16 protein-coding genes are annotated in these 15,921 nt (G+C 61.4%); 8 read left to right on the forward strand and 8 right to left on the reverse strand.

The genetic code is table 11. The features are described from left to right. Nucleotides 1-445 precede the first annotated feature (445 nt). Entirely contained in the window at nucleotides 446-841 is a 396-nt protein-coding gene (locus VL202_RS14620; RefSeq protein ID WP_325464833.1) for a hypothetical protein, read from the forward strand. Here VL202_RS14620 and VL202_RS14625 read toward each other — a convergent pair. The 3 genes from VL202_RS14625 to VL202_RS14635 all read right to left on the reverse strand — a co-directional run bounded on the left by VL202_RS14625 (nucleotide 831) and on the right by VL202_RS14635 (nucleotide 2,170). Then, nucleotides 831-1,217: a RidA family protein gene (locus tag VL202_RS14625; protein WP_325464834.1), complete on the reverse strand. Its 387-nt coding sequence runs from the start codon at nucleotides 1,215-1,217 to the stop codon at nucleotides 831-833. The two genes, VL202_RS14620 and VL202_RS14625, sit on opposite strands and share 11 nt — an antisense overlap. Before the next feature lie 5 nt (nucleotides 1,218-1,222). Beyond that, a complete protein-coding gene (gene leuD, locus VL202_RS14630; RefSeq protein ID WP_325464835.1) occupies nucleotides 1,223-1,828 on the reverse strand; it encodes a 3-isopropylmalate dehydratase small subunit in 606 nt (201 codons plus the stop codon). Between the two features lie 96 nt (nucleotides 1,829-1,924). Continuing rightward, complete coding sequence (locus VL202_RS14635; protein WP_325464836.1) at nucleotides 1,925-2,170, reverse strand: hypothetical protein; 246 nt, start codon at nucleotides 2,168-2,170, stop codon at nucleotides 1,925-1,927. 129 nt (nucleotides 2,171-2,299) lie between these two features. Here VL202_RS14635 and VL202_RS14640 point away from each other — a divergent pair, with 129 nt between their 5' ends. Together VL202_RS14640 and VL202_RS14645 are read left to right on the forward strand one after the other, a co-directional pair. Then, nucleotides 2,300-3,208: a CoA ester lyase gene (locus VL202_RS14640; RefSeq protein WP_325464837.1), complete on the forward strand. Its 909-nt coding sequence runs from the start codon at nucleotides 2,300-2,302 to the stop codon at nucleotides 3,206-3,208. Next, a complete protein-coding gene (locus tag VL202_RS14645) occupies nucleotides 3,205-3,411 on the forward strand; it encodes a DUF1737 domain-containing protein (RefSeq protein WP_325464838.1) in 207 nt (68 codons plus the stop codon). Before VL202_RS14640 ends, VL202_RS14645 begins: the two co-directional genes overlap by 4 nt. A gap of 36 nt (nucleotides 3,412-3,447) precedes the next feature. Here VL202_RS14645 and VL202_RS14650 read toward each other — a convergent pair whose 3' ends face one another. Continuing rightward, on the reverse strand, nucleotides 3,448-3,882 hold the full coding sequence (locus tag VL202_RS14650) for a metallopeptidase family protein (RefSeq protein WP_325464839.1): 435 nt from the start codon (nucleotides 3,880-3,882) through the stop codon (nucleotides 3,448-3,450). Between the two features lie 170 nt (nucleotides 3,883-4,052). On the opposite strand from VL202_RS14650, the gene VL202_RS14655 reads away from it, so the two are divergent. The 5 genes from VL202_RS14655 to bfr all read left to right on the forward strand — a co-directional run bounded on the left by VL202_RS14655 (nucleotide 4,053) and on the right by bfr (nucleotide 10,831). Beyond that, on the forward strand, nucleotides 4,053-5,006 hold the full coding sequence (locus VL202_RS14655; protein WP_325464840.1) for a hypothetical protein: 954 nt from the start codon (nucleotides 4,053-4,055) through the stop codon (nucleotides 5,004-5,006). A gap of 40 nt (nucleotides 5,007-5,046) precedes the next feature. Continuing rightward, a complete protein-coding gene (locus tag VL202_RS14660) occupies nucleotides 5,047-6,474 on the forward strand; it encodes a DNA polymerase Y family protein (RefSeq protein WP_325464847.1) in 1,428 nt (475 codons plus the stop codon). Next, on the forward strand, nucleotides 6,471-9,806 hold the full coding sequence (locus VL202_RS14665; protein WP_325464841.1) for an error-prone DNA polymerase: 3,336 nt from the start codon (nucleotides 6,471-6,473) through the stop codon (nucleotides 9,804-9,806). Before VL202_RS14660 ends, VL202_RS14665 begins: the two co-directional genes overlap by 4 nt. Before the next feature lie 262 nt (nucleotides 9,807-10,068). Continuing rightward, entirely contained in the window at nucleotides 10,069-10,380 is a 312-nt protein-coding gene (locus tag VL202_RS14670) for a (2Fe-2S)-binding protein (protein ID WP_325464848.1), read from the forward strand. After that, nucleotides 10,346-10,831 (forward strand): bacterioferritin, encoded by a 486-nt coding sequence (gene bfr, locus VL202_RS14675; protein ID WP_325464842.1) that lies wholly within the window; start codon nucleotides 10,346-10,348, stop codon nucleotides 10,829-10,831. The genes VL202_RS14670 and bfr overlap by 35 nt, the downstream gene beginning before the upstream one ends. A 247-nt stretch (nucleotides 10,832-11,078) precedes the next feature. Here the strand turns inward: bfr and VL202_RS14680 are convergent, their stop codons facing one another. The 4 genes from VL202_RS14680 to VL202_RS14695 form a co-directional block, all read right to left on the reverse strand. Continuing rightward, nucleotides 11,079-11,606, reverse strand: coding sequence for an RNA pyrophosphohydrolase (locus VL202_RS14680; RefSeq protein ID WP_325464843.1), 528 nt, complete (start codon nucleotides 11,604-11,606; stop codon nucleotides 11,079-11,081). Between the two features lie 55 nt (nucleotides 11,607-11,661). Next, a complete protein-coding gene (locus VL202_RS14685; protein WP_325464844.1) occupies nucleotides 11,662-12,867 on the reverse strand; it encodes a divergent polysaccharide deacetylase family protein in 1,206 nt (401 codons plus the stop codon). A gap of 136 nt (nucleotides 12,868-13,003) precedes the next feature. Continuing rightward, complete coding sequence (locus VL202_RS14690) at nucleotides 13,004-14,326, reverse strand: S41 family peptidase (protein ID WP_325464845.1); 1,323 nt, start codon at nucleotides 14,324-14,326, stop codon at nucleotides 13,004-13,006. Then, nucleotides 14,316-15,746: a murein hydrolase activator EnvC gene (locus VL202_RS14695; RefSeq protein WP_325464846.1), complete on the reverse strand. Its 1,431-nt coding sequence runs from the start codon at nucleotides 15,744-15,746 to the stop codon at nucleotides 14,316-14,318. The genes VL202_RS14690 and VL202_RS14695 overlap by 11 nt, the downstream gene beginning before the upstream one ends. Nucleotides 15,747-15,921: the final 175 nt, after the last annotated feature.

Here is a 15,921-nt window from a genome sequence, read left to right on the forward strand (position 1 = left end):
GCGGATACACCGCAAGACGTTTGCGGCGAGGCAGGGCTGGCGCTCCACGGAAAGCCTCGGGGTCTTTTGACCCCGAACGTCAGGCGGAACGGAAGGAGAGCCCCCGGAACATGGACCCCCTCCGTCCTTATGGGGTGGGCGCATCTGTGTGATGCACATGTCGGGAAAGGATGCGTGACGTACCGGGCTGTGTTGCTGAATGCCGGTCCCGGAGAACGACGGAACGCAATCATCCCGAGGCAGAGGGTCTAAAGTCGGGGTCTGTAGGGAGGAAAGCTCCCGAGAGAACGCCAAACGGGGCGCTGGAAGGCGTCAGTCATATTTCATTCGTTAGAGGCGATTTCCAGTGCCCCGTCCGAATGATGCAGAGATTCAAAACCACGGCGGTCACCGCGCGGGGACGATTTTCCGTGCCGATCCGCGCCCCAACAGCGGAAAGATCGTCATGCCCTATATCAAACCGCAGCCTTCACCGTTCAAGACGCTCACATTCCGTATCGCCGCAACTGCATGGCTGAGGCATCTTCGGTGCCGGGTGCGCCGTTGCCGCCGCAATGGCCGTTGCATGGGAGAGGCGTTTCTCGCCGGCGTGCCGCAATGCGTCCGCGACATGCCATCCGCCGAAGTAAACGCCATGCTGACGTTTTTCGTCGATACGGCAGAACTTGCGACGCCGGAAAGCGTCGCCGAAAGCCTGGCGCGGGCAACGATGGAGGAGGAGCGCGAAATGATCGCCTTCCGGCGCCGCATCTTCCTGTCCTATCATGATGAACTGGCGAAAGCCGGGCTGGCGGAGCCACTCGGGCCGCCCTTTGTCGAAGCTGAGGCGATCAGCCCTTGAAGGCCGTGACCTCGATCTCGATGAGCATTTCCGGGCGGATGAGGTCGCAGACGATCATTGTCGCCGCCGGGCGGATATCGCCGAAGGTCTCGCCGAGGATCGGGAAGACGATGTCGGCGAAGGCGGCGTCGGTCACGTAGTAATGATTGCGCACGACGTCACGCAGCGAAAACCCCGCCTCGATCAAGGCCGCCTCGATGGTCTTCAGGCAATTTCTTGTCTGTTCCTCCACCGTCTGCGGCATTGTCATGGTCGTATAGTCATAGCCGGTGGTGCCGGAAACGAAGCACCAGTCACCCTGTACGACAGCTCGCGAGTAACCCGCCGTCCTTTCGAACGGCGAGCCGGAAGAGACCAGTTTGCGCGGGCTCGGCATGGCTCTTATGCCCAGGGGTGCGAAGCGGCATTGGCCTTTTCGAACGTGTCGATCGAGGCCGCCTTTTCCAGCGTCAGGCCGATATCGTCGAGGCCGTTCAGCATGCAGTGGCGGCGGAATGCATCGAGTTCGAAGCTGATCTTGCCGCCGTCCGGACCGGTGATTTCCAGGTTTTCCAGGTCGACCGTCAGGATGGCGTTGGCGCCGCGGCCGGCGTCGTCCAGGAGTTTTTCGAGGTCTTCCGGGGAAACGACGACCGGCAGGATGCCGTTCTTGAAACAGTTGTTGTAGAAGATGTCGGCAAACGACGTCGAGATGACGCAGCGGATACCGAAGTCGAGCAACGCCCAGGGTGCATGTTCGCGCGACGAGCCGCAGCCGAAATTGTCGCCGGCGACGAGGATCTTGGCGTTCTGGTAGGCGGGCTTGTTGAGCACGAAGGTCTCGTTCAGCGAGCCGTCCTCATTGTAGCGGGCTTCGGCAAACAGGCCGGTGCCAAGCCCCGTGCGCTTGATCGTCTTCAGGTAATCCTTCGGAATGATCATGTCCGTGTCGATATTGACGACGGGGAGCGGCGCGGCAACGCCGGTGAGCTTGACGAACTTGTCCATGGATATGGCCTTCGATTTCAACGGAACGGAAAAATTTCCGCCCAGCGTTTAGAGCAATTTCACGCCGAAATGAAGGAAAATCTTGCTGTCGGCAGCCTACAGGTCGATGATCGTGCCGCGTCCGTCGTTCCAGATGCGCGGTTCGCGCGGCTGGCGGCCGGACGTGCGGTTTACCGTGGCGCGGAGGGGGCGGGGTGCAAGCCGTGCAGCAATCATCGTGCCGATCATCACCACCGAAGCGATGCCGAGAAGGGCAAGGCCGAGCGAGGCGGTGAACACGAAGGCCATCACCGTGAAGGCGATGCCGGCGGCAGTCAGGAAGAGATTACGGATGCTTTGCATGGTCGTTACCTTTCGTTGCCTCAGATGTGGGTTCGCGCGTTCCGCATTGCAAGAGGCGTGGCCGCGAAGCGGTTTGTCCGCTCACATGTCTGCCTTGCGAAAACGGCGAAAGGCGGGCAAAACTCCGTCATGAATTCACCCCGCGACCATCATCCCGCCCACCTGCGCCGCTCCGTGCTCTGCGTTCCCGCCGATAAGCCCCGTGCCCTTGCCAAGGTCGCGACGCTTGCCTGCGATGCCGTCATCTATGATCTGGAAGACGCCGTCCTGCCCGACAACAAGGTTTTGGCGCGCCAGACCCTTGCCGCCCACCTGGCTAAGGAACGCCGGGCCGGTTGCGAAATCGTCATCCGCACCAACAGTCTCGCTTCGGGTTTCGGCGAATCGGATCTTGCAGCTGTGGTGAAAATGGCGCCGGATGCCCTGCTCCTGCCCAAGGTCGAAAGCCCGCAGGATATCCAGGCGGTCGCCGATATCCTGGCGGAAAACGATGTACCCGACCGGCTGCGGCTCTGGGCGATGATCGAGACCCCGCGCGGCGTGCTCAATGCCGCGGCCATCGCCGAGACAGGCCGCACGCGCGGCGGAAGGCTCGATTGCTTCGTGCCGGGACTGAACGACCTGCGCAAGGAAACCGGCGTGCCCGCCCTGCCCGGCCGCACCTATCTCGTGCCCTGGCTGATGCAGATCCTGCTTGCCGCGCGCGGCAGCGGTCTCGATATCATCGACGCGGTGTTCAACGATATCAGTGACGGTGCCGGCTTCGAGGAAGAATGCCGTCAGGGCCGCGCCATGGGCTTCGAGGGCAAGATGCTGATCCATCCAGCCCAGATCGGCCCGGCCAATCTCCATTTCGGCGTCGAACAGAGCGCCGTCGCCAAGGCGCGCGCCATCATCGATGCCTTTGCGCTCGCTGAAAATGCGGATAAAGCGGTCATCAACCTCAACGGCCTGATGGTCGAACGCCTGCATCTGGAGCAGGCGCTGCGTCTTGCCGCCAAGGCCGATGCCATTCAACGAAAAGGAACAGACGCTTGAAACTCTATCGCTTGCTGACCGCCGTCGATGATGCCACCTTCTGCCACAAGGTCACCGCCGCCCTCAACAAGGGCTGGGACCTGCATGGCTCGCCGACCTATGCCTTCAATCAGGAAACCAGGACGATGATGTGCGGCCAGGCCGTGGTCAAGGATGTCGAAGGCAAGGACTATACGCCGGACACCAAGCTGTCCGAACATTGATTTCACGTGATCGGCAGGCTGGAGCGGAATGCCGTTTCAGCCCCCGACATGCTCGACGCTGGCCTCGATCCGCTCCATGTCGTCGTCCGACAGGCCGAAATGATGGCCGATCTCGTGGATCAGCACATGGGTGACGATGTCGCCCAGCGTCTCCTCGTTTTCCGCCCAGTAGTCGAGAATCGGCCGGCGGTAGAGGATGATGCGGTTCGGCATTTCGCCGGTTTCCATGGTGAAGCGCTCGGTGATCCCCCGGCCCTCGAACAGCCCTAGGAGATCGAACGGCGTTTCCAGCGCCATGTCCTCGAAAACATCCTCGCTCGGAAAATCGTCGATCTCGATAGTGAGGTCGGTGGCCAGCGCGCGGAATTCGTCCGGCAGGTGGCTGTAGGCCTCCAGCGCCAGGGATTCGAATGTGCTGATTGTCGGCGCGTGGCGTTCCCGCCAATCGTCGCTCTGGTCTATGCGGGCCATGGGCACTCCTTACTTGCCCCTTGATATAGCCATTTCCCCAGCGTTTTTCGAGGGTTGAATTTTCCGGTGAGGAGTCAAGGAATAAATTCTCAGGATTCACCGTTGACTCTTTTTCGAAGCTCTGGAATCTATAAGAACATAATAGGAACAAACTGAACTGGAGTGACGTCATGGAGCAATCGACCATGACGCGCGAGCGGCTTTCTGCGCTCCGCGAAACCATTTCGCGGCTCGAAAATGAAAACGTGCCGGGACTTTTGAAGACCGCCAGAAAGGGCAATCCGGCCGGTTTCGGTTCGATGACCGGCAAGGAGGAGGAGAAGGGCGTCTCCTGTCCTGTCCTGCCGCTGGGTATCGATGCGCTCGATGCCGTCCTGCAGGGTGGCCTGCCGCTGGGCGGGTTGACCGAGGTCCGCACAGCGGAAACACGGGATGCCGGTGCTGCCCTGGGCTTCGTCCTGGCGCTGGCTGTGTTGTGCCAGTCCGATCGCCGCAGCCGGCCGGGTTCCCCCATTCTCTGGATCGGCCAGGGCATGGCGGCGTCAGAGGCCGGTCATCCCTATGGTCGTGGACTGGAAGCCTATGGTCTCGACACCGGCTCCTGCATCTTCAGCAGTCCGCGCACCGTGCTTGATGCTCTCTGGATTGCCGAGGCGGCGCTGTCGGTGCCGGTCTTTACGGCCATCATTCTGGAAGTGCGGGGTAATCCTGCGCATTTCGGCCTGAACGAAAGCCGCCGCCTGCATCTGCGGGCGCGGGCCGGCAAGGTGCCGATCCTGCTTCTGCGGCAGGCGGGCGAGGAAGAGGCAAGCAGCGCGCTTTTCCGGTTTCTCGTCACCCCTGCCCGCGCCACCGGCCGGCCGCTTCCGGACGGATCGATCCTGGCCGGCAGCATCGGCAATCCGGTCTTTCGCGTCGCCGTCGAAAAAAGCAGGGCTTTCGCATCCCTCGAGTTCTTAATGGAGTGGAATTCCCATGCCCGCCGTTTCCGCCACATCCTCCCAGAGACAGCCGCTTCTCACGCAGAACCAGCGTATCCTCTCGCTGAATTTCCCGCATCTGCCGGCGGACCGGGTGGCGCGGAAGAAATGGGGCGTGTCATGGCTTTCCAGAAAGCGTCCTGACCATCCACCGCTGGTCTTCGTCGATCGCATCCAGAATGCCATGCACATCGTTGCGCTGGATGTCTGCGGTGAAAGGAGCGGGCTGAAGCGGGGCCAAGGCCTGGCCGAGGCGCGGGCCATGTGTCCGGGCATCGAGATCATCCAGGCCGATCCAGCCGCGGACAAGGCCCTTTTGATCTCGCTTGCCGACTGGTGCGACCGCTACACGCCGCTTGTCGCGCTGGACGGGGAAAACGGCCTCTATCTCGACATTACCGGCTGCGTCCATCTGCACGGCAGCGAGAAAGCGCTTCTTTCCGATGTCCTGTCCCGGCTTTTCGGCCTCGGCATCGCGGCGCGCGGCGCGATCTCCTCGTCGGCCGGCCTGTCCTGGGCCATGGCACGCTATCGCTCGGGGGAGATCGCAGCACCGCAGCAGGCTGAAGCGATCCTGTCTCCCCTGCCCCTTGCCGCGCTGAGATTGCCGCTCGAAGCGATCCAGACACTGGCGCGGGTCGGCTTGAAGACGGTCGGCGATATCATCGTCCTGCCGCGCGCCCCGCTTGCCCGCCGCTTCGGCCCCTCGGTGCTTCTGCGTCTCGACCAGGCGCTCGGCTTCGAGGATGAGCCGCTGTCGCCGCGCCTGCCGGTCGCCAGCCTGTCGGCGGAGCGTCGCCTTGCCTCTCCCATCCAGGACGAGGATGACATTCTCGAATTGACCCTGCAACTGGCCAGAAGCCTAAAGCAGCGCTTCGAGGAGCGCGAGGAAGGCGGTCGCCTGTTCGAACTCGTGCTGTTTCGGGTGGATGGCAAGGTCTTTCGCATCCGTGCCGCAACTTCGGCCGTGTCGAAGGACCCGGAACGGATTTCGGCGCTTTACCGCGAACGTCTTCAGGCCATCCACGACGATCTCGATGTCGGCTACGGTTTCGAAATCCTGCGCCTCTGCGTCCTGAAGACGGAACGCTATGCCGTCGTCCAGGAAGATTTTTCCGGCAAGTCCGACCCTGCCCGCTCGCTATCGGCCTTTGCCGATCGCGTCCTGGCGCGGTTCGGTCCGGAAAGCCTGTCGGTTCTGGTCCTGCAGGAAAGCCATGTGCCGGAACGGGCAACGAATTTCATGCCGGTGTCCGATATTGCCCGGCCTGCCGTTGCGGAGAAACCTGATTTGCCGGTACTCGCCTCCCCGCCATCGACGCGGCCTCTGCGGCTCTTCCGCCATCCCGAGCGGGTCGATGCGATCGCGGCGGAACTGCCGGAGGGGGCGCCGGCCAGTTTCAAATGGCGCCGGACCACCTATCAGGTGGCCCGCGCGGAAGGGCCGGAACGGATCGCCGGCGAATGGTGGATCGATGGAGAGGATGCGTTGACGCGCGATTATTTCCGGGTCGAGGACGCCGATGGCCGGCGCTTCTGGCTGTTCCGGGACGGTCTCTACAGCCAGGTGGTCATCTCGCCGCAATGGTTCATGCACGGAATTTTCGCATGACCGATGCTCCCGCCTTCTACGAACTCGGTGCCCGGACCAATTATTCCTTCCTGCAGGGCTCGGCACCGGCTGAAATCATGGTGGTCACGGCGCAGAAGATCGGGCTGGGTGGCATCGGGATCGCGGATCGCAACACGGTGGCGGGCGTGGTGCGCGCCCATGCCAAGGCAAAGGTGGAAAAATACCGGTTCCAACCCGGCGCCCGGCTGGTCTTTGCCGACGGGACGCCCGACATTCTCGCCTATCCGCGAAATCGTCGGGGCTGGGCGCATCTGTGCCGCATGCTCAGTGCCGGAAATCTGCGCACGACAAAGGGAAACTGCACGCTTTTCCTGTCCGATCTGCTCGAATGGCAGGACGAACTCCAACTGATCGTCATGGAGGATGCGGGCCGCCCCGACCCGGAAAAGCTGACGGCGCTTTTGCTCAAGCTGCGCGATTATGCCGGACAGCGGCTCTTTCTCGGCATGACGCCGCAGTATGACGGCTTCGATCATCATGATTTCGCCTGCCTGGCGATGATCGCGGCAAGGACCGGAACCCGGCTGATCGCCACGAACGATGCGCTCTATCATGCCCCGGAGTTTCGTCCCGTCGCCGATGTCGTCACCGCCATCCGCGAACATGTCACGATCGCCAATGCCGGGTTACGCCTGCAGGCCAATGCCGAGCGGCATCTGAAAAATCCAAAGGAAATGGCCCGAATCTTCCGGAATTATCCCGACGCCATCGCCAATACGGAGAAATTCTTTCGCCGGCTATCGTTCAATCTGGAGGAGCTTGAGCACAATTATCCGACCGAGGCCGATGGGAATGAAACCCCGGCGCAGCGATTGCGGCGGCTGGTCGAGGAAGGGGCGGTTCAGCGTTATCCGAAGGGCGTTCCCGACAGTGTCAGGACAAAGATCGAATACGAACTCGACCTGATCCATTTCAAGCAGTACGAGCCCTATTTTCTGACGGTACACAAACTGGTCAACTTCGCGCGCAGCCAGGATATCCTGTGCCAGGGGCGGGGTTCGGCCGCGAATTCCTCGGTGTGCTACTGTCTTTGCGTCACCGAGGTCGATCCGGACAAGTTCACGCTGCTGTTCGACCGCTTCCTCTCGCGCGATCGTGACGAACCGCCGGATATCGACGTCGATTTCGAACATGCCCGCCGCGAAGAGGTGATCCAGTACATCTACCGGGAATACGGCAAGGAACATGCCGGGCTCGCCGCAGCCGTCATAAGCTACCGCGCCCGCTCGGCCGGCCGCGAGGTGGCCAAGGTCTTTGGCCTGTCCGAAGACGTGCAATCGGCGCTGTCCGGCTCGATCTGGGGCTGGTGGACCTCGTCTTTTTCAGAAGAGCAGGCAAAGGCCGCCGGTCTCGATATGACCGATCCGACGACACTCAGGGTCCTGAACTATGCCGGCCTGCTGATGGAATATCCGCGGCATCTGTCGCAACATGTCGGCGGCTTCGTCATCACCAAGGATCGTCTCGACGAGATCGTGCCGATCATGAACACCGCCATGCCCGATCGCTACATGGTCGAATGGGACAAGGACGATCTGGATATCTTGAAAATCCTCAAGGTCGATGTCCTGGCGCTGGGCATGCTGACTTGCCTCGCCAAGGCCTTCAAGCTGCTGGAGAATCACTACGACGAGCCCAAGAGGTTGTCGCAGGTTTACGAGACGCAGGACAGGCAAGTCTACGACATGATCTGCCGGGCCGATACGATTGGTGTCTTTCAGATCGAAAGCCGGGCGCAGATGAGCATGCTGCCTCGCCTGAAGCCCCGCAAATTCTACGATCTGGTGATCGAGGTCGCGATCGTTCGGCCTGGGCCGATCCAGGGAAACATGGTGCATCCCTACCTGAAGCGGAGACAAAATCCCGATGCGGTGGATTACCCAAGCGAAGCATTGAGGGAGGTTTTGGAGCGAACGCTCGGTGTGCCGCTGTTCCAGGAACAGGCGATGCAGATCGCGATTACAGCCGCTGACTTTTCTCCGGCGGAAGCCGATCAGTTGCGGCGGGCCATGGCGACCTTCCGGCGGACGGGACAGGTCGCGAATTTCGAACAGCGTATGATCAATGGCATGCTCAAGAATGGCTATGAGCGTGACTTCGCGGAGCGCTGTTTCAATCAGATCAAGGGGTTCGGGGAGTACGGCTTTCCGGAAAGCCATGCCGCGTCCTTCGCGCTGCTGGTCTATGCCTCCTGCTGGTTCAAGGCCTATTATCCCGACGTCTTCTGCGCCGCGATGCTCAATTCCCAGCCGATGGGTTTTTACCCCCCGGCCCAGCTGGTGCGGGATGCCCGCGAGCACGGGGTAAAAGTCCTTCCCGTCGATATCAACATATCGGACTGGGATGCGGCCCTCGAGGGCGAGGCGATGTTCGATCCCATGCATATCGAGCCGCGGCACCGGGAGATGCGCGGTGTCATCAAGACGAGAAAGGCCGTCAGGCTCGGCTTTTCCCTGGTCAAAGGCTTGCGCCGGCCGGATATGGAAAAACTGCTTGTCCATCGCGGCGCCGGCTATTCCTCCGTGCGCGATCTCTGGCTGCGCTCCGGCCTGACGCGGGCAGTGATCGAACGGCTGGCGGATGCGGATGCCTTCCGCTCCATCGGGCTTGATCGCCGCGCGGCACTCTGGGCGGTCAAGTCGCTGGATGAAAAGTCGGCGGCGGAGCGCCTGCCGTTGTTCGAACAGGCGGGGCAGGACGATCTGCAGCACGAGCCGGCGGTGATGCTGCCGCCGATGCTTGAGGGTGAGCATGTCATCAACGATTATCGCTATCTCACCTTGTCGTTGAAGGCACATCCGGTTTCCTTCCTGCGGGAGGATTTTTCAAGACAGGACATCATCACCAACCGAAGCCTGGATGAGGTACGAAACGGGCGCATGGTCACGGTGGCTGGCCTTGTTCTGGTGCGCCAGCGCCCCGGAACGGCAAAGGGCGTGATTTTCATGACGCTGGAGGACGAGACCGGTGTCTCCAACGCCATCATCTGGAAGGATGTCTTCAATAAATACCGTTCCGTGGTGATGGGCGCGCGCCTGGTGAAGATCAGGGGCCGGCTGCAAAGCGCCAGCGGCGTCATCCATGTCGTCGCCAGTCATCTGGAGGACATGACGCCGGCACTTGGCATCCTGCAGAGGGAGGCGCGCGGCTTCGGCGCCAATGCCCGCTCGGACGAGGTGCTCAGGCCGACGGATGATCACCGGCAAAAGCATCGGTTCAAGAAAGGTAGCCTGATCCACGAGGATCTACAGAATCAGAGGGATCTCATCGAAACCGCAAGCGTCATGCCGAAGGGGCGTAATTTCCATTGAGCCGTAAATGGTTCGAAACAGCCGGCTGCAACAAAATTTGTTCGGCATTTTTGTCACTCAAGAAAACTTGAATCCTGTCGCAAATGGCATTCCGTCCTTTGCATCTCAAGTTTAAGCCAATGAAAATACGATACTTTTTATCAAGTTTAGAATTGCTCTAATATAAAGGGCGCGACAACCATCAGACATTTTTGTTGACAATAAATATCCGCTTTTGCTTTATGGAAGGAATTCAGTGCGTTGCGTATCACGGGCAGGCGAGATGCTGGTTTGTAGCTGCAATTTCATCACCGATAAGGACATTGAAAACACGATCATCGATCTTCTCGATGAGGACTGTTGGCAGTTGATCGTGCCCGCGAAAGTCTACCACGCCATGCAGAAGCGTGGTCGTTGCTGCGGCTGTTTCCCGAATGTCGTCGATATCATCATCCGCACCACCGAGCAGTATCATGCCGTCCGGCACTCGACGGATGACAAGATTTTTGATTTCATGACCCGCCTCAAACAATTCCATGAAGAAAACAGGAGAGCGGATCTTGAAAGGCGACAAAACAGTCATCGAGCGGCTTAACGAAGCCCTTTACCTCGAACTCGGTGCCGTCAACCAGTATTGGGTCCATTATCGTCTCCTCGACGACTGGGGCTATACGCTGTTGGCAAAGAAGGAGCGCGCCGAATCGATCGAGGAAATGCAGCATGCGGACAAGCTGATTGCCCGCATCATCTTCCTTGAAGGCCATCCGAACCTGCAGACGGTCGCGCCGCTGCGCATCGGCCAGAACGTCAAGGAAGTGCTGGAAGCCGATCTTGCCGGCGAATACGAGGCCCGCGCGGCCTACAAGAAGTCCCGCGACATCTGTCATGATGCCGGCGACTATGTGTCGATGAAGCTGTTCGAAGAACTGCTGATCGACGAGGAGGGCCATATCGACTTCCTCGAAACCCAGATCGATCTCTTCAGCAAGATCGGCGCGGAAAAATACGGCCAGCTCAACGCTGCCCCGGCCAACGAAGCCGAATAAGTTTATCACTTCGCAAAAATGCCCGCCCTGGTCTCCAGGGCGGGCATTTAATTTGGTTTTTGTCCCCGCTCCCGCCATTGCCCGTAGAATTGGCCGGTGGCGCCCCCGTTATAGGCGCGTTCACCCGGCTTTTCACGCCATCCGTTCGGCTTTCTTGATGCGTGGATAATCCCCTGCCCGGGTGCGGTTGACGTGCCGGGGAGAGCGGCCCATGATGCGCTTGAAAGCAGTGCTGAAGGCTGCCTCCCTACCCTTCCAGATGCTTGAAGGCGGCGACCACCTTGTCGTAGACATCGCGCTTGAAGCTGACGATCAGGCCCGGCAGTTCGTCCATCGACTTCCAGGCCCATTCGTCAAATTCCGGTTCGTGGCCGCCCGGCGGCGGGTTGATGGCGATCTCGGATTCATCACCCTCGAAGCGAAAGGCGAACCAGCGCTGCGTCTGGCCGCGATACTTGCCCTTGAGGCCGATGCCGATCAAGTGGGCGGGCAGATCGTAATTGATCCAATCCGGCGCTTCGGCGAGAAGCGAGATCGTCTTCATGCCGGTTTCTTCGTAAAGCTCACGATAGGCGGCCTTTTCCGGGTCTTCGCCCTTGTCGATACCGCCCTGCGGCATCTGCCAGAGCTGCGAGGAGCCGTCATATTCGGAATTGCCGATGGCGATGCGCCGTCCGGCCCAGACAAGACCGTCGCGGTTGAGCACCATGATGCCGACGCAGGGGCGGTAGGGAAGGTCTTCGGCTTTCATGGGTTTCGACTTGTCGTTGCTCATGCGGTTCCCCTGCTCATGTCGTTCGGCGTATTCGAACGCCGCGCGGCGTCCTACGCTATTGTTGTTGCGGATCCTTGACGAGGGCCGAAACGCCGACGAATTCGATGCCGCGCGAACCCGCCTCGTCGACCCATTGGGCGATAGCCGAAACGCTTTCATCGAAGGCGGAGGCGACGCCGATGGCGCTGCCGTTGCGGCGGGCAATGCGTTCCAGTTCGTCGAGCTTCTTCAGGATCACGGTGCGGTCCAGTTCGCTGTCGACGACCATGTCGGCGAAACCATGCGGCACGCCGATCGTATCAGCAAGCGTGCCTGTCAACGATTGAGCCGATGTTCCGTCATCCAGGAACAGCAGGCCGCGCCGGCCGATATCGCGCATCACCGGCTCCAGCGCATCGGCGTCAGAAAGGAAGCGGCCGCCAAGGAAATTCATGATGCCGGTATAGTTGGTGATCTGCGCCAGCGACGTGCGCAGTTCGGCAAGGTTCTTCTGCGCATCGATCCCGACGCGCAGCGTATGCGGGCCGGGATTGTTGTCCGGATAATCGAAAGGCTCGAACGGCACCTGCAGCAGGATTTCGTGGCCGCCGCGGCGGGCTTCCTGCATCCAGCGCTGCAGGCTGTTGCCGGTTGCGGCGAAGCCCAGGGTGATTTCCGGCTGCAGCCGGGCAAGCGCGTTCTGGGTACCTGTCTGGCTAAGGCCAAGGCCGCCGACGACAAGCGCGATGCGGACCCCGCGCGCGCCGGACGACAGCCTTGCATATTGATCCATCGGCCTCAGGCCATCCGGCCCGACGATCGGCAGGCGACCTTCGGGGCTGTCTTCCAAAAGCGCGTCATTGGGAAAGGCCGCCATACGCGGATCCTGGCCCCTGGTCGGACCGACATCGATGAAGGCCGGGCCTTCGCCGTCGCGCTGCTTGGGGGAAAACTTGGTGACGATGGAACCGTCGTTGTTCAGCGTTTCCTCGACATGGGCACCGGAGAGCGCGCCGCTTGCTTTCCGCTCGTTGGGCCTGCCGGCATCCGCGGCCTTCTCTCCTGCAGTCTTTCCGTCCGTCTGAGACGCGTCCGCAACGCTCTGTTCAGGCTCCGGTGTGATCAGCCCGGTCGGCCGCAGACCGACCCAGACGGAAACGCCGACAAGCGCGATGGCGCCCAGACCGAGGAGCATCCGACCGAACGAAAGGCCCGATTTTCGAGATCCGGAGGAACGCGACTTGCGGTTCTGACCAAGAGGAGCGTTGAGATCTGTTCCCAAGAAGGGCCTCTGCCGAGCTGAGTTGCCGTGGATGCAAGCCGTGGTGGGGCTGTCCGTGGAATCGAAACCGCCGCCCGGCAGGAACCGGGCGGCGAAGTCGTGTCATGCGGTCCGCCATGGTGGCGAAACCAGTGTCTTACGGCTTCAGTTCGGCCTTTTCCGGATTGGCCGGGAAGGCCGGGTCCGACTTCTTGCCGCGCAGCAGGTCGAGCGCGTAGTTCAGCTGCAGGTCGTCCTTGGTTTCCGGCGGCACATAGGCGATCGAACCGGAGCCCTCGTCATTCTCGTTCTGGCCCTTGATATGACCGCGCAGGCTGGATTCGCTTGTGGTTTCGACCTTGCCGAGCAGTTCCGGCGGCAGCGGCTGTTCGACCTTGATGTCCGGCGAGATGCCGGTGCCCTGGATCGATTTGCCCGACGGGGTGTAGTAGAGCGCGGTGGTCAGACGCAACGCACCGGCTTCGCCGAGCGGGATGATGGTCTGGACCGAACCCTTGCCGAAGGACCGCGTGCCGAGAACGGTGGCGCGCTTCAGGTCCTGCAGGGCGCCGGCGACGATTTCGGAAGCCGAAGCCGAGCCGCCGTTGACGAGCACGATAACCGGCTTGTGATCGGTGAGATCGCCGGCCGTCGCGTTGAAGCGCCGGGTTTCGTCCGGGTTGCGGCCGCGGGTCGAAACGACTTCGCCGCGCTCCAGGAAAGCGTCGGAGACGTTGATCGCCTGGTCGAGCAGGCCGCCCGGGTTGAGGCGCAGGTCAAGCACGTAGCCCTTCAGCTTGTCGGCCGGAACCTGGGCCTGGATCTTTTCGATCGCATTCTTCAGATCGTCATAGGTCTTTTCGGTGAAGGAAATCACGCGGACATAGCCGACGTCGCCTTCGACACGGAACTTGACGGCACGCACGGCGATGATGTCGCGAACGATCGTCAGTTCGATCGGTTTGTCGGCACCCTTGCGCAGGATGGTCAGCTTGATCGGCTTGCCGACGGCACCGCGCATCTTGTCGACGGCTTCCTCGAGCTTGAGGCCGCGCACGTCGGCGCCGTCGATCTTCGAGATGAAGTCGCCGGCGAGAACGCCCGCCTTGGCGGCTGGCGTATCATCGATCGGGCTGGTTACCTTGACGAGGTCGTCTTCCATCGTAACTTCGATGCCGAGACCGCCGAACTCACCCTTGGTCTGGGTGCGCATGTCTTCCGCGTCGGTGGAGTTCATGTAGCTGGAATGCGGATCAAGCGAGGAGAGCATGCCGTTGATGGCATTCTCGATGAGCTTGTCGTCCTGAGGCGGCGTCACATACTGCGCGCGCACGCGCTCGAACACGTCGCCGAAGATCGACAGTTCGCGGTATGTCGACGGATTGGCCGCGACGGCCGGGACGACGGACGAGTAAACAACGCCCATGGCGGTTGCACCCATCAGTGCTCCGACCAGAACAAGTGAAGCCCTACGAATCATTGCGTGCCTTTCCGGTGTCTGCTGCGGTCCACCATGGTCGGGAATCAACCGGTTTTCCGTCTTTCCTGAATTCAATGTAAAGTGTTGGCCGTTCTGTTTCCAGCGCCAATGCGGCTGCGCTGGCCACTCTTTTGTTACCCATGGTGCCCAGCGGTTCGCCGGCGACGACGAACTGCCCCTGCTGTACGCTGACGCTTTCCAGTCCCGACAGAACGACGTGATAACCGTCGCCGGGATTGAGGATGATCATCTGGCCGTAGCTGCGAAACGTTCCGGCAAAGACGATCCAGCCATCCGAAGGCGCCGTGACCAGGGCCGCTGCACTGGTCTCGAGCATCATGCCCTGCAACGAATGCCCGGTGCCGTCGGCATCGCCGAACCGGCGCAGGATCGATCCGGCGACCGGAAGCGCGAGCTTTTTCTGCAAGTCTGAAAATGCATATGCAGGCGCAATGCGGTTTTTGTCAGGCGTTGCGGATTTTGCCAGTTCGCGGGCTTCCTCGCGTTGCGCCTCCGACATCTGCCGGCGGTTTTCTTCCTCCAGCCGAGCTGCTGTCGCAGCTTCGCGGACTGAAGAGATCTGGGTTTCGATCGAGCCGATCAACCCTTCGAGGCTGGTCGCCTGGCTTGCCAGCTGCTCGGCCTTGCGGCGTTCGGAGGCCAGTTCGATCGCGCTGCGCTGCTTGAGCTTCTGCTTTTCGGCGATCAGCATGTTCATGCGCCGCTCTTCCTCCAGCCGCGATCCCATGTCGTCGCCAAGGGCTTGTTTCTGCGCGATGATTTCCCTGCGTACGCCAGACAGCGCCTTGAGGTCTGCTGCCAGGTTCTCCGTCTCGTGGCGAATGCCGGGTACGACCGCGCCGAGCAGGATGGCGCTGCGCACGGAGCCGAGCGCATCCTCGGGCGTGACAAGCAGCGCCGGCGGTGGATTGCGGCCCATGCGCTGCAGCGCGGCCAGCACTTCGGCCAGCACGCCGCGCCGGGCGCGCAGCGAGCGATGCACCGCGTCTTCCTTGGTGCGCAGGGTCGTCAGTTTCTCTTCGCCATCGACGATCTGCTGTTCCAGCGCCTTGCGCTTGTCGGCGGAGCTGACGATCGCTGATCGCAGCGATTCGCTGGTCTTTTCGAGATCGGCGATGCCTGCCTGCAGCTCGGCAGCCCGATCCGTCGACAACGTAATGGTCTTCGACAGTGCTTCCAGCTCGCTTCGCGTGCTGTCGCGCTTGAGCTGCAGCGCCGCGGCGGGGTCATCCTGTGCGCTCGCCTGTCCGGGGGCAGGGCGTTCAGCTGTCTCGGTTGTCTGGGCAGAGGCATCGACTCCGAAAAGCAGGGCGGCCGAAAACAGGCCCACGCGGAGGCCGAGCCGTCCAGCACAGGCCGGTCGCGCTTTTCCCGTCCGCTTCGCCGCGTCTATCGTCATCCCGCCATTCGCTGTCAGCCGCTCGTCCGCGCAAACCCTATGCTGATTTGGCCCGTGTCGCCAACAGCCTTTGCCCGCAATTGCGGCATCCGAATGGCAGCGCCGGCGCGGTCCCCGGGCAAGGCGCGGTCAGGCCGAGGCACGCTGGCGGTCCGCCGGCGTTTCGCAGCGCGCC

This window comes from Pararhizobium sp. (assembly GCF_035497515.1).
Lineage (GTDB): Bacteria > Pseudomonadota > Alphaproteobacteria > Rhizobiales > Rhizobiaceae > Pararhizobium.